Origin of the sequence: Caballeronia udeis, assembly GCF_044909315.1 — a bacterium.
GTDB classification, from domain to species: Bacteria; Pseudomonadota; Gammaproteobacteria; order Burkholderiales; family Burkholderiaceae; genus Caballeronia; species Caballeronia udeis_A.
Genome location: NZ_JBIYEB010000012.1, coordinates 219082 through 231281 on the forward strand (window position 1 = coordinate 219082; position 12200 = coordinate 231281).

The window sequence follows — 12200 nt, forward strand, 5'->3', positions numbered from 1 at the left end:
ACTCGTACGAACCGCCGCTCTTGTTCTTGTGCTTCGAGCGCGGCGGTTCGATGTTTCAACGTTCGTACTTACCGAGACGTAATACCGGCACTTAAGCTACGCGACGGCGGCGCAGAAAGTCGGGAATCGAGCTGACCACGTCCGGCTTGCTTTCGTTGCCTGGAATGTACGGGCTCCACGGTTGCGCGCGAATAGCAGTCTTGGTGCGCCACACGACGTTGAACTGGCCGTCGGCACGTACTTCACCGATCATTACCGGCTTGTGCAGATGGTGGTTGCCGTCCATCTCGAGCGTAAAGCCCGACGGCGCCGCAAACTTCTGGCCGACCATGGCCACGCGCACTTTATCGACATCGACGCTCTTCGCTTTTTCCGCTGCTTGCTTCCACATGTGGATGCCAACGAAGGTCGCTTCCATCGGGTCGTTCGTCACGCGCTTGTCGCCGCCCGGCAGGTTGTTCTTCTTCACCCAGTCGGCGAACATGGCCTTGAACTTCGTGTTCTCCGGGTTCTTCAGCGACATGAAGTAGTTCCATGCGGCGAGGTTGCCGACCAGCGGTTTTGTATCGATACCGCGCAGTTCCTCTTCGCCCACCGAGAACGCGACGACAGGCACATCGGTGGCCTTCAGGCCTCGATTGCCGAGTTCCTTATAGAACGGCACGTTGGAGTCGCCGTTCACCGTCGAGATTACGCAGGTCTTGCCACCTTGCGAGAACGTCTTGATGTTTGCCACGATGGTTTGATAGTCCGCGTGGCCGAACGGGGTGTAAACCTCTTGAATGTCGTCGTCCTTCACGCCCTTGGAGTGCAGGAATGCGCGCAGGATCTTGTTCGTCGTGCGCGGATACACGTAGTCGGTGCCGAGCAGGAAGAAGCGCTTGGCGCCGCCGCCTTCCTTGCTCATCAGGTATTCGGTGGCGGGAATGGCTTGCTGGTTAGGAGCCGCGCCCGTGTAGAACACGTTGCGCGACATTTCTTCGCCTTCGTACTGCACCGGGTAGAAGAGCAGGCCGTTGAGTTCCTCGAACACCGGCAGCACCGATTTGCGCGACACTGATGTCCAGCAGCCGAACGTTACTGCCACTTTGTCTTGCGAGATCAGTTGGCGGGCTTTTTCGGCGAAGAGCGGCCAGTTCGATGCCGGATCGACCACCACCGGTTCGAGTTGACGGCCGAGCACACCGCCGCTTGCATTGATTTGGGCGATGGTCATCAGCGCAGTGTCTTTCAGCGATGTTTCCGAAATCGCCATGGTTCCGGAAAGTGAATGCAGGACGCCTACTTTGATCGGTCCCGTATCGGCGGCTTGCGCTTTTGAAATGGGCAATTGGCCCGCAATCGCGAGCGCGCCCGACATGGAGCCGAACTTCAGGAGACTGCGTCGTTTCATGTAATTCCCCTTGCCGATATGTTTGTTTGAGGCGGTGTCTGGTGGATTTTTTATATCGCTGACGGAGAGTCAGTGGGCAGGACACTGCAAGGGGTATGCCAATCGGTTGTTTCTGCTGATGGATAGCGGGTTTGACGCTGGAAAAGGCGCCAAGGGGAATGTAGGGGTTAATGCGGATGCACTGCCTTGGTGCGAGGACGTGTGACGCGCCTTGTGGCGGTGCGTCAGGCGTGAGGGTGGAGCGTGATGGCGCTTCTGGTAGGGTCTTGGGTCGCGGCGAGCAGCATTTCGTCACGAATTCCCGATTTTGTTTCGTGACGGAAGTTTCATTTTTTAATGTTTTGGCTGACGGCTTTTAAAGAACGGTACAAGTTGGATAGCTAAAGACAGGCTGAATTTGACTAGTTAATCCGTCGCACGCTGTCCTCGCTCAAGGGGCGCCGAACGCGAGTGCGTTCGGTGCCTGACCATGCCAGGAACAAGCCTACCGGTTCACCACCCGCTTGGGCACGCTCAGCGCGAGCAACCCACCCAGCACCATGAACGCGGCGAGCATATACATGCCGCTGGCATTCGACGCGGTCACTTGCTTCAACCATCCCACAAGATACGGACTCAAGAACCCCGCCAGATTCCCAAGCGAGTTGATCATTGCAATCCCTGCCGCGGCACCCGTTCCAGCGAGAAACGCCGTAGGCAAGCTCCAGAACAGCGGCAGCGTAGTGAGAATGCCCATCGTAGCCAAGGTGAGGCCCAGCATTGCCATTGTCGTATTCGTCGACCACACAACCGACACCACCAGCCCCAACGCCCCCACAGCTGCAGGAATGGCGATATGCCACCTCCGTTCGCCTCTTTTATCGGCACTGCGCGCAACGAGCAGCATGCCAATCACCGCTGCACCAAACGGAATCGCGGACAACAAGCCGATGGTCAGTGCATCCGTCACGCCGGTCGCCTTGATAATGGTCGGCAGCCAGAAGCTCACGCCATAAAGCCCCATCACGAACGAGAAGTACGTCAGGCTCATCAACCAGACTCGCCCGCTTTTCAGCACCTCGCGCACGGGCATATCGACTTTCTCGACGTTGTCCTTGGCAATATTCCTCTCCAGCAACTCACGCTCCTCAACGGTGAGCCACTTGGCCTTGGCAATCCGGTCGTCCATGAAAATGAACACGACGATCCCGACCACAATCGATGGAACGCCTTCCAGCAAGAACAGCCATTGCCACGCGTGCCAGCCGTTGACGCCATCGAAGTTCTTCATGATCCAGCCCGACACGGGCCCGCCGATCAACCCCGATAACGCGATCGCGGTCATGAACAATGTCGTCATACGCCCGCGCCGTTCAGCCGGAAACCAGTACGTGAGATAGAGAATGATGCCGGGGAAAAATCCCGCTTCGGCCACACCGAGAATGAAGCGCATCACGTAGAACATGGTGGGCGTGGTGATGAACATCGTGAGGGCGGAAATGATGCCCCACGTGATCATGATCCGCGCGATCCATACGCGTGCGCCGACCTTGTGCAGGATGACGTTGCTGGGAATCTCGAAGATGAAATAACCGAAGAAAAAGATGCCTGCGCCGAAGCCATAAACCGCATCGCTCAAACCAAGATCCGTCGACATCTGCAGCTTCGCGAAGCCCACGTTCACACGATCCAGATACGCCACCACATAGCAGATCAGCAGCAACGGCGAGAGCCGCCACGCCACCTTGCGATACGTCGCCGCTTCGAACGCGGAGGGCGGCGCGCCCGCGCCCGGTCGATGCAAGTCACCCGCTGTACTGGCCATTTTGTCTCCTGACTATTTTTATCGATGGAAAAACGTGCTGTCGGATTCTAGCCGCTCGCTATAACCGGCGACCGTTTGTTCTATTTGGGGAAAACACCGACAGAGGCGCATCCGCCGGATGCGCCTCTGTCAAGCGCGTCAGACGCAGCGTCCGCCGTCCACTTCCAGCGCGACACCGGTGATGAATTCGGCGTCATCGGAGGCAAGATAGAGCGCCGCGTTCGCAATATCCTGCGGCGTCGAAAGCCGTCCCAGCGGGATCGTCGCGAGGAACTTCTGACGGTTTGCGGGCGTGTCTTCCATGCCCATGAACTCCGATAGCAAACCCGTTTCGCCCATCACCGGGTTGATGCAATTGACGCGTATCCGGTCCGGCCCGAGCTCAACAGCCAATGCCTTGCTCGCGATAATCACCGCTGCCTTGCTGCCGTTGTACCAAACCAGACCGGGCCGCGGCCGCACGCCTGCCGTCGATGCCACGTTGATGAACGACCCGCCGCCGACCTTGCGGAAGTACGGCACGAATTGCGTGACGCTGAAGTACAGGCTCTTCACATTCACCGCATAAACGCGGTCGAATTCCGCTTCGCTGACTTCCATTACCGGCTTATTCCGATGCGTCGTGCCCGCGTTGTTCACCACGACCTGCACACTGCCGAAGTCTTCGATGGTGGCATCGAAGAGCGTTTGCCAGTCGGCTTGCCTGGTCACATCCCCGGGTACCGCGATCGCCTTGCCGCCGCTCACGGCAATCTCGCTTGCCACGCGCTCGGCCGCCGCGCCGTTGATATCGTTCACCACGACGTTCGCGCCTTCGCGCGCAAATGTCTTCGCGATCCCTTCCCCGAATCCCGATCCGCCGCCCGTCACAATCGCGGTCTTGCCTTGTAGTCTCATGTCGTCTCCCTTGTCGACCAGAGTTGGCGCTTCAGCGCTTACTCTGGTCCCATGCAAAGTATTTGCGCTTAGCCATGCTTGATAGCGATGGTTTTAAGCACCGTGAATCCATACAGCGCTTCGAAGCCTTTTTCGCGGCCGTGGCCCGAATGTTTGACGCCGCCAAACGGTAGCTCTACGCCGCCACCCGCCCCGTAGTTGTTGATGAACACCTGTCCCGAACGCACCTTGCGGGCAATGCGCATCTGCCGGCCGCCATCGCGTGTCCAGATGCCCGCAACCAGCCCGAAGTCCGTGCCGTTGGCAAGCTTCAGCGCGTCGGCTTCGTCATCGAAGGGCATCGCGCAGAGCACCGGACCGAACACTTCTTCGCGAGCAAGACGATGCGCCGGCGGGACGTCGCGCAGGAGTGTCGGTGCCTGGTAAAAGCCCGCTTCGGGCGCTTCGGCAATCACTTCACCGTGGGCCGCCATCGCGATGCCGTCGTGTTGGGCATCGGAGAGAAAATCCCACACGCGTTGCTGCTGCTTCGCGCTGATGAGCGGACCGCAATCCAGATCGAGCTTGCTCGGACCGACTTTCAACGCGCTGAACGCCTCGCTCAGGCGCTCGAGCAACGGTTCATACGCCGATCGTTCAATCAGCACGCGGCTGCCCGCCGAGCAGGTCTGCCCCGCGTTCTGCACGATCGCCGAGACGAGCACGGGCAGGGCGGCGTCGAAGTCAGCATCGGCGAAAACGATCTGCGGCGACTTGCCGCCCAGTTCGAGCGTCACGGGAACGTGGTTGTCGGCAGCCATCTTGACCACCGCCGCACCCGTTGCCGGGGATCCCGTGAACGAGATGTGATCGATGCCGGGATGCCGCGCGAGCGCCGCGCCCGCTTCGTAGCCATACCCCGTGACTATATTCAGCGCGCCTTCCGGCAAGCCTGCTTCGGCGGCGAGTTCGGCAATGCGCAGTATCGACAAGCACGCGTCCTCCGCCGGCTTGACCACGCACGCGTTGCCAGCGGCGAGCGCCGCGCCGACGCTGCGCCCGAAGATTTGCAGCGGGTAATTCCACGGCACGACATGCCCGGTCACGCCATGCGGTTCGCGGATGGTGAGGACGGTGAAGCCGTTTTGATAGGGCAGCGTTTCGCCGTGGAGTTTGTCGGCGGCGCCTGCGTAGAACTCGAAATAGCGGGCGATGCCAGCGGCGTCCGTATGAGCTTGCTTCAGGGGTTTGCCGGTGTCGCGTGCTTCGAGATGCGCCAGTTCGTCCTGATGGGCGGCGATGATCATCGAAAGGCGGTACAGCACTCGCCCGCGATCGGCCGCGCTCGCCTGGCCCCACGGACCTTCGTAAGCGCGGCGCGCGGCCTGGACGGCGCGGTCGATATCGGCTGCATTGCCGCGCCCGAGTTGCGCGAAGACCTGACCGTCGGAAGGATCGATGACGGGAATGGTCTCGTGGCTTGCTGTCGCTACCCACTGGTTGCCGATGAAATGCCTTGCCTCTTCCATGCCTGACTCCTGTCTCCGTGGCTGTTGTTAGGGGGTGCCGTCGCGTGACTTCATTGCGCGGCGCTTCATTTGCCTTCGTTTGTCTCCATTCGTGCTTGCGGTTGTGACGCCGAGAGCTATTTTGCGCCGTTTTCCAGGCTCGGCGCTGACAACGGAGCGTACCCCTCGATTGGCTATAATGACGTAATTGCGCTGCTTCATGGGCGAACGCCGCGCCTCGACGCCGCGTTGCAGTCTGGACATTCGCACTTCACGTCTATTGTCGCAATGCAGCAAAATCTAACGTGAGCGCGTGCCGAATGCGTTTATCTCCGACACCGAATTTCCACTTTGAAGAGAGTGCATATGAGCTTTAACAACGTACCCGCAGGCAAGGATCTTCCGCAAGACTTCAACGTGATCATCGAGATCCCGGCGCAGAGCGATCCGGTGAAGTATGAAGCGGACAAGGACATGGGCCTGCTCGTGGTCGACCGCTTCATTGGGACGGGCATGCGCTACCCGGCGAACTACGGGTTCATTCCGCAGACGCTTTCAGGCGACGGCGATCCGGTGGACGTGCTGGTGATCACGCCGTTCCCGCTGCTGGCAGGTTCGGTGGTGCGCGCACGTGCATTGGGCATGTTGCAGATGACGGACGAATCGGGTGTCGACGCGAAGCTGGTGGCGGTCGCTCACGACAAAATCTGCCCGATGACGGCGCATATGAAGACGGTGGACGACGTGCCCGAGTATCTGAAGGACCAGATCAAGCATTTCTTCGAGCACTACAAGGCGCTGGAGAAGGGCAAGTGGGTGAAGGTTGAAGGCTGGCAGGGCGTGGAAGCTGCCCACAAGGAAATCACGGAAGGCGTGGCTAACTTCAAGAAGTAAGGTTAGCGACTGATTGTCGAGATGTTGAAGACCGCCGGTCTTGCCATGAGGCAGGACCAGGCGGTTTTTTTTTATGCTGAAAAATTGATGTTGCTGTGATCCACGGCGCTGCCGAGCCATCGCGTAAAACCACCTACCAAATTCCGAGTAATCAGAAAAGTACGATTATCCAGATGACCGTTGCGTACCTTGCAACAATCCGGTTAGTAATTGAAATATCCGTGTAAGGTTTCACGTTCTCGCCTCCAGATTAACAACGAGGGGGCGACCTTCCTGCGTTTCAAAACTGTCGATACGCCTGCATGTCCATGCTGACTCCGATATGGCACACCCTGTCTTTTTTCGTAGTTGTTATTTCGTCTGAGAAAACCGAAAAAGGATACGTGGCTGAAGTCCGATGATTCCGCCGCGATTAACCGTCACGACTAACCGTCACGACTGACCTGCGACGGAGACTCCCGGTGCCTTCCCGTTCGCGCTGGACAGCGGGAACGGGCGCGGCCGGAACGATACAAGCATGCGCATTTGAGGCAGGGAACACCATGAAAGAACTCAATGCAGGGACAATCACTGGCATGCAGAGCGCCCCACTCATGCTATCGACAACCGCTGCTCCTGATCAGCGTTTGCAGCGGGCCGAAGCCGAAGTCCGTCGGCTAACCAGATGCATGGAGATGAAGGACCGGCAGCTCTGCGAGCTGCGCAAGGCGCTTGCGCATTCGGCGACTGTTCACTACTCGTTTGAAAATCGCCTGCAGCGTGAACTCGATTCCCTGCGGATCATGATGCCCGTGAACGAGTTCCAGGAGCATCGGGGCAAGTCCGCAAGCGACCGGCCAGAGGAGGGCATCGTCGTGAAACTGCCCTACGTGACGTTGATACTGTCCGTCCTGTTCGATGCGATGCGTACGTTCTGGGCGGAGTGCGATCGCGATCATCCTCCGAAGTCTGCGACCGTCGCGCACGCGATCGACGAGCGCCTGGGCTTGAGTTCACAGCGGAATGGAGATGCTTCGCGCAGCGGGCAGGCCTATGCGTCAGCTATCAGGCCGGACTGGGTGAAGGAGACTGACAACCGGCACCATTGCCGCCCTGCAGGCATGCGCTGATGTCAGGCGCCGGTCGTCTAGACTGTCGCTTGCGTGTGTACCGTTCTGTTGTCCCAAACTGCGAGGGGCACGTCGCCGCGGGCGCGCTCGCTTCAGTCGGATGCGAATGACCCGGCGTGCCAGGATCCGCGAGCGGGAGCTGTCCGAAGCAGGTGATCGAGTTCAGCAGCGTGACAGGATCGCACTGGAGTTTGTGGAACGCGGCAGGGTCCAGATCGATTGAGCACGCAACGATATTGGCGCAGCCCGGCGTCGTGCCAACGCCGATATCGCGCAGATCGAGCCCGAACCGTCGGTACAGACGTGCAACGGAGTGCGAGACCACGCCGATCACGCGTGTCGCGCCGAACGAGAGGGCGAGCGCCATGGCGTAAGGGAACAACGACATGCCCGACGTTGAGCCGGCTCGATGGTCCGGCAGTCCAGATCCTGCGAATCGCGACATCTCCCATATCGAAGGTAATGACGGCAGGGAACCTGGGCCTGCAAGTTTCGGAAAGACGTCACGGAGCAGATAGGGTCCTGTGGTGGGCATGAGCCGCGCACATCCGCACACCTCGTAGTCTGCGGACAGTGCGACCAGATGAACCGTAGCGTCTCCGTCGAATTTGTCCCATTCGCTCGCCGCATCGTGGGACACGCCGGGTATTTCCCAGTTCAGGCGCTGGATAAAGACCTTGTGGCGGAAGGTCCCGAGATGGTGACGGATATCCGATGGCAGGTCATCAAGCCTGCCGGCAACGATGTATGACATGGGCTCCTCCTGGTGTTAGCCGTTGACACGACGCTATCAGCGTGTCTGTGCTCCAGAAACTCAGAGCTTTGGGAGGGTGTCGGCGAGTACCCGCGAGCGTGCAGTGATGCACGCCGCTTATACGGCGACGTGTAGGACGTGCGGTGGAATTGCAGGAAAACAGATTTAGGGTTTTATGATGCCCTGTACGGTCGCGTGGACTGCAGCGGCCGTCCTGCTGCGGATGTTGAGAGCCTCCATTGCTGCTTCGATGTGGTAGTCAACGGTATAGCGGGAGCACCCAAGGATCTCGCCAATCTCGGCCGAGGTTTTCCCCCGGGCGACCCAGGTCAGACATTCGAGCTGACGCGGTGTAAGCAGGTGTGCCGCTCTTCTTGAAGGTATCAGTGCGAGGCGATGCAGTTCGAAGTGAAACTGCGCGCTGATCAGGTATGCCAGCCGAGAGTTGCTTGCATTGTTGACGGAACGCGGAGAGCCGGACAGGTTGAACAGCAGGATACTGCCATCGGACTGGTGGGCCGGGATACTGATTCCCGCGGGTAGTCCAGCCTCTCTTGCTTCGTCGAGTAGACGACGCTCGGCTTTGTTCAACCCGATGATGTCATGCCACCGGTAGGGAGCCGACTGGAGGAACGCAGCCCGATGAACGGGGTCGGTGGCCGCGTAATCCCGACTCTGGTAGTGCCGCACCCACTCTTGCGGATAGTGTGAGCCAATCATCTCGAGCGCTGTTTGCCGGGTGTAGCTCGAACGGCTCCGCGTGACGCGGCTGATCACGTAATGCGGGAAGCCGAGTTTCCCAGCCGCATGGCCGAAAGACTCGACGAGGGAAGGAATGTCAGTAGCACGTGCAAGACGCATGACCGGTAGGTCAGTTTGCAGACGATCAGATGTGAGTGACGGCCTGCGCTGGCGCTCGGTCGAACGGCGTCGAGAGACGTGTTTCATGTTCGCTACCCCGGCGCTGCGCCACAGAGTCTGGAAGTCCAGTGCCACATGAGAACGAAGCCCGTGCTCAACGGCGGTGCGGTTCATGCGACACACGTTTTCGGGAGTGAGGGACCAATCACAGGCCCGCCTACGATTGCCGCAGGTCGCGGCACCGGTAACTGGACACGTACTATGCACCCGCCCGAGTGCATTCAAATTTATTATAGTCTGCAGATTGCTGTCCGGTGATTCATGTAAGGGATTACAACCATACCAATGGTGCAGTTGGGGCAAGCGGACCAAGCGGGGGCCGAGTCGGCCTAACGGACCAGCAACGCTGCTGCTGAAAACCCTCCGACGCCCCGAGCAAAGAGCAGGAGCGGCCTGCCCGGCACCAGGCCTTGACACTGGGCGAGATTGATGAAGGCATCGCTGACGGTGACGTGACCGATGCGGGCAAAATTCTCCGCGAACAGTCGGTCCTGCGGGATGTGAAGCGAATCGAGCAGGCGGCGCCACGCAGGCAGGTCCAGATGGTGAGGCAGGATGCGCTGGATGTCGTCCAGTGTGAAATGCGCCTGCTGGACTGTCTGCCTGATCAGGCTTCGCGCCCTGAAGAAGTTCTGCGCTGCCAGGCGCGGTTCGTCATTCGCCAGCACCCCTCGCCAGCCCAGGCCGCTGGCGTGCGTCGCGACCGCAAGCAGGCGGTTCACGGCAGCGCCGCGCTCAACGATGACAGCGAATGCGCCGTCACTCAGAATTCCCTCATCTTTCATTATCCTTTCCGATTCAATCGACATGACGTCGGCACCGACAAGCAGAACCCGTTTCAGATGGGGCCGGGCGATGAACATCGCGCGAATCACACGCAGTGCGCCAAGGGCGGATGCGCAATGCTGCTGCGCGAACGAGAAGGCCTCGGCGTTGATGAAACCGAACCGGTCACAGAGCAGGCCGGGTAGCGACTGCGGCGGCGGCGCAATGCTGCCCTGGAGCGTATGCACGTAGACGATGCAGTCGACTTCACCAGGTGAGATACCGGATGCGACCAGGAGACGCTGGATCGCGCTGGCCGCGAGTCCGATTGCGCTCTGCCCATCGGCACTGCGGTAGTAACGCATCCCGGCCCGCTTCAGGTTCACCACGGTGGTGGTCTTCTGGCGGGTTCGCTTTCCCCAGCTCCGCACGTCGTGGATGCGTTGGGGAAGATGGAAGGCGATGTGCGGTATGCCGAGATCGGGAATCATGAGATGGACCGGATATCGTCGTGCTGATAGAGGTGGGGCGAGCCGTGCGCTTCAAGCAGCGCTGTGCCCACAAAGCCGCCCATCCCGTGGCCCCACAGCAGCACGCGGCGTGTCCGGCAACAGGCGGCACGGGTGAGCGTGTGTGCAAGGCGTACAAAGGATTCGGCGGCGCCGAGATGAACACAATGTTCGTGCTGCACTCCGGTGTCCGGCCGGCCGAGCAGGTCGCACACTGCGTCCGTGAGCGACGGAATACCCGGGTGCCCGACAACCTCGTCAATTTCACCGTGGCGAAGACCGTGTCGCGCGAGCAGAGACTCGATCATCGATAGCAGGGTGAATGTCCGGGCATCAGGGGGGCCACCTGCACGGCCGTAGATGTCAACGGGAATGTGCCGGGCTGCAGCATCGAGCAGCTGCCAGCCACTTGCTCTGGGGTCGGTTCTTTCAACGAGCAGGGCGCCTGCGGCGTCACCGTGCACGATGCCAGGTGCGCATATTCTGGAAAACGGTGGACGCCACTTCTCCGCCGCGACAACCAGTATCGTGTGGGCATCTGGCTCAGCGACGAACAGGTCGGACGCAAGCCGTAATGCCGTGAACGGCGACACGCCACATTGCTGCGAGAGCGAAAAAGGAAAGCACGGTGTACCGACTTCGGCACACAGCCGTCCGGCAATCGTGGCCGAAACGTGTTCGTCCGGACTGCTATGGCAGAACATCACGACGTCGACCGGGCGTGCGCTGCGCGGGCGGGCGGCGCAGATCACGTTTGCCACTTTTGCGGCGAGTCCCGAAAGATCCGTTTCAGTTTCGACCGGCACCGCGCAGGTCATGTCGGGTGGTGGCAGATCGCAATGCACAGGGAGTGACTCTGCGCTTTCCTCCCCCGGCCATGCCTCCAGCCAGTGCCCGTAGTCGGGATGCCAGGACCTCATCCATGCGTCCCAACCGGGATGCCCGCTCGCGCGCAGTGCTGACTCAATCGCCCTCCATCGGGACAGCGGTATGGGGTCTGGCACCCAAGTCGCTAATGCGGTGATGACGGGCGTGTTCATGCGCCACCCACGGGCGAGCCGGAGTCATTGGCGAGATCAACTGGCAGCAGATCATAGAGTACCCGCCCAAACCGCGATCCGTGCAAGACGTGGCAATCGCGTTGCAGTCCGATCAGGCGAAAGCCGATCCGTTCGAGCAGGCGCCGCGAGCGCACGTTGCAGTCCACGGCCCACGCGGTGATGCAGTGCAGTTGGTCGGTTGCGAACGCCTCGCGCAGAAGCGTGGTGGAGGCGACAAACGTCATGTTCCTGCAGGCGGGCCGCCGGCTGTCGCGAAGTACCCAGAACGAGCCGGTGCCGAATGCATGTGCTAGATCGCTGACGACAACAAGACCGCTTGCGGCCTCCTCGCCTGCGCATCCGAAGACCCGCAGGCGATGTCGACCGCTCTGGATCATGAGCTGCACGGCGAGCACGGGAAGCGTCTGGCGGCCCTGCGCGAAATCGAACCACTGGTTGATATCCGGATCGGCCAGCCAAGCCGCGATGTCATTCACATCGTTGCTCTCAGGTTCACGAAGCCAGCACGAACTGGATCCGCCGCCCGTCTGGCGGGATCCTTCAGTCTGGTGCGCTTCTGTTTGTGCCTGACCTTCGCTGCTCACGTTGAATCTCCTGCTGGTGAAT

At 60.1% G+C, this 12200-nt stretch carries 11 protein-coding genes; 2 read left to right on the forward strand and 9 right to left on the reverse strand.

Annotation, left to right across the window (positions count from 1 at the left end; translation table 11 throughout):
• Nucleotides 1–91: 91 nt before the first annotated feature.
• The 4 genes from urtA to ABH944_RS20765 form a co-directional block, all read right to left on the reverse strand.
• The gene (gene urtA / locus ABH944_RS20750; protein ID WP_404609490.1) at nt 92–1393 is read right to left on the reverse strand and encodes an urea ABC transporter substrate-binding protein; all 1302 of its coding nucleotides are present in this window, start codon (nt 1391–1393) and stop codon (nt 92–94) included.
• A gap of 484 nt (nt 1394–1877) precedes the next feature.
• Nucleotides 1878–3197 carry an MFS transporter gene (locus ABH944_RS20755; RefSeq protein ID WP_404609489.1) on the reverse strand — a complete coding sequence of 440 codons (1320 nt, stop codon included), beginning with the start codon at nt 3195–3197 and terminating at the stop codon, nt 1878–1880.
• Nucleotides 3198–3335: 138 nt separating this feature from the next.
• Nucleotides 3336–4094 (reverse strand): SDR family oxidoreductase, encoded by a 759-nt coding sequence (locus ABH944_RS20760; RefSeq protein ID WP_404609488.1) that lies wholly within the window; start codon nt 4092–4094, stop codon nt 3336–3338.
• A 68-nt stretch (nt 4095–4162) separates the two neighbouring features.
• Complete coding sequence (locus ABH944_RS20765) at nt 4163–5602, reverse strand: aldehyde dehydrogenase family protein (protein WP_404609487.1); 1440 nt, start codon at nt 5600–5602, stop codon at nt 4163–4165.
• Between the two features lie 345 nt (nt 5603–5947).
• Between ABH944_RS20765 and ppa the strand changes: the two genes are divergently transcribed.
• Together ppa and ABH944_RS20775 are read left to right on the forward strand one after the other, a co-directional pair.
• Complete coding sequence (gene ppa, locus ABH944_RS20770) at nt 5948–6475, forward strand: inorganic diphosphatase (RefSeq protein ID WP_047844889.1); 528 nt, start codon at nt 5948–5950, stop codon at nt 6473–6475.
• Between the two features lie 542 nt (nt 6476–7017).
• Complete coding sequence (locus ABH944_RS20775) at nt 7018–7584, forward strand: hypothetical protein (RefSeq protein ID WP_404609486.1); 567 nt, start codon at nt 7018–7020, stop codon at nt 7582–7584.
• On the opposite strand, the gene ABH944_RS20780 is transcribed toward ABH944_RS20775, so the two are convergent.
• The 5 genes from ABH944_RS20780 to ABH944_RS20800 form a co-directional block, all read right to left on the reverse strand.
• A complete protein-coding gene (locus tag ABH944_RS20780; protein WP_404609485.1) occupies nt 7520–8338 on the reverse strand; it encodes an acyl-homoserine-lactone synthase in 819 nt (272 codons plus the stop codon). The genes ABH944_RS20775 and ABH944_RS20780 overlap by 65 nt on opposite strands.
• A 165-nt stretch (nt 8339–8503) precedes the next feature.
• Nucleotides 8504–9373, reverse strand: a complete 870-nt coding sequence (locus tag ABH944_RS20785) for a LuxR family transcriptional regulator (protein ID WP_404609484.1) — start codon at nt 9371–9373, stop codon at nt 8504–8506.
• Between the two features lie 215 nt (nt 9374–9588).
• Nucleotides 9589–10515 carry a 3-oxoacyl-[acyl-carrier-protein] synthase III C-terminal domain-containing protein gene (locus ABH944_RS20790; RefSeq protein ID WP_404609483.1) on the reverse strand — a complete coding sequence of 309 codons (927 nt, stop codon included), beginning with the start codon at nt 10513–10515 and terminating at the stop codon, nt 9589–9591.
• Entirely contained in the window at nt 10512–11453 is a 942-nt protein-coding gene (locus ABH944_RS20795; protein WP_404609482.1) for a beta-ketoacyl-[acyl-carrier-protein] synthase family protein, read from the reverse strand. Before ABH944_RS20795 ends, ABH944_RS20790 begins: the two co-directional genes overlap by 4 nt.
• A gap of 116 nt (nt 11454–11569) precedes the next feature.
• Nucleotides 11570–12178, reverse strand: a complete 609-nt coding sequence (locus ABH944_RS20800; RefSeq protein ID WP_404609481.1) for a GNAT family N-acetyltransferase — start codon at nt 12176–12178, stop codon at nt 11570–11572.
• Nucleotides 12179–12200 lie beyond the last annotated feature (22 nt).

Coding starts and splice junctions, on each gene's coding strand:
- ABH944_RS20785 (WP_404609484.1), bottom strand. CDS start 9,373: ATGAACCGCACCGCCGTTGAGCACGGGCTTCGTTCTCATGTGGCACTG.
- ABH944_RS20790 (WP_404609483.1), bottom strand. CDS start 10,515: ATGATTCCCGATCTCGGCATACCGCACATCGCCTTCCATCTTCCCCAA.
- ABH944_RS20765 (WP_404609487.1), bottom strand. CDS start 5,602: ATGGAAGAGGCAAGGCATTTCATCGGCAACCAGTGGGTAGCGACAGCA.
- ABH944_RS20755 (WP_404609489.1), bottom strand. CDS start 3,197: ATGGCCAGTACAGCGGGTGACTTGCATCGACCGGGCGCGGGCGCGCCG.
- ABH944_RS20795 (WP_404609482.1), bottom strand. CDS start 11,453: ATGAGGTCCTGGCATCCCGACTACGGGCACTGGCTGGAGGCATGGCCG.
- ABH944_RS20760 (WP_404609488.1), bottom strand. CDS start 4,094: ATGAGACTACAAGGCAAGACCGCGATTGTGACGGGCGGCGGATCGGGA.
- ppa (WP_047844889.1), top strand. CDS start 5,948: ATGAGCTTTAACAACGTACCCGCAGGCAAGGATCTTCCGCAAGACTTC.
- ABH944_RS20775 (WP_404609486.1), top strand. CDS start 7,018: ATGAAAGAACTCAATGCAGGGACAATCACTGGCATGCAGAGCGCCCCA.
- urtA (WP_404609490.1), bottom strand. CDS start 1,393: ATGAAACGACGCAGTCTCCTGAAGTTCGGCTCCATGTCGGGCGCGCTC.
- ABH944_RS20780 (WP_404609485.1), bottom strand. CDS start 8,338: ATGTCATACATCGTTGCCGGCAGGCTTGATGACCTGCCATCGGATATC.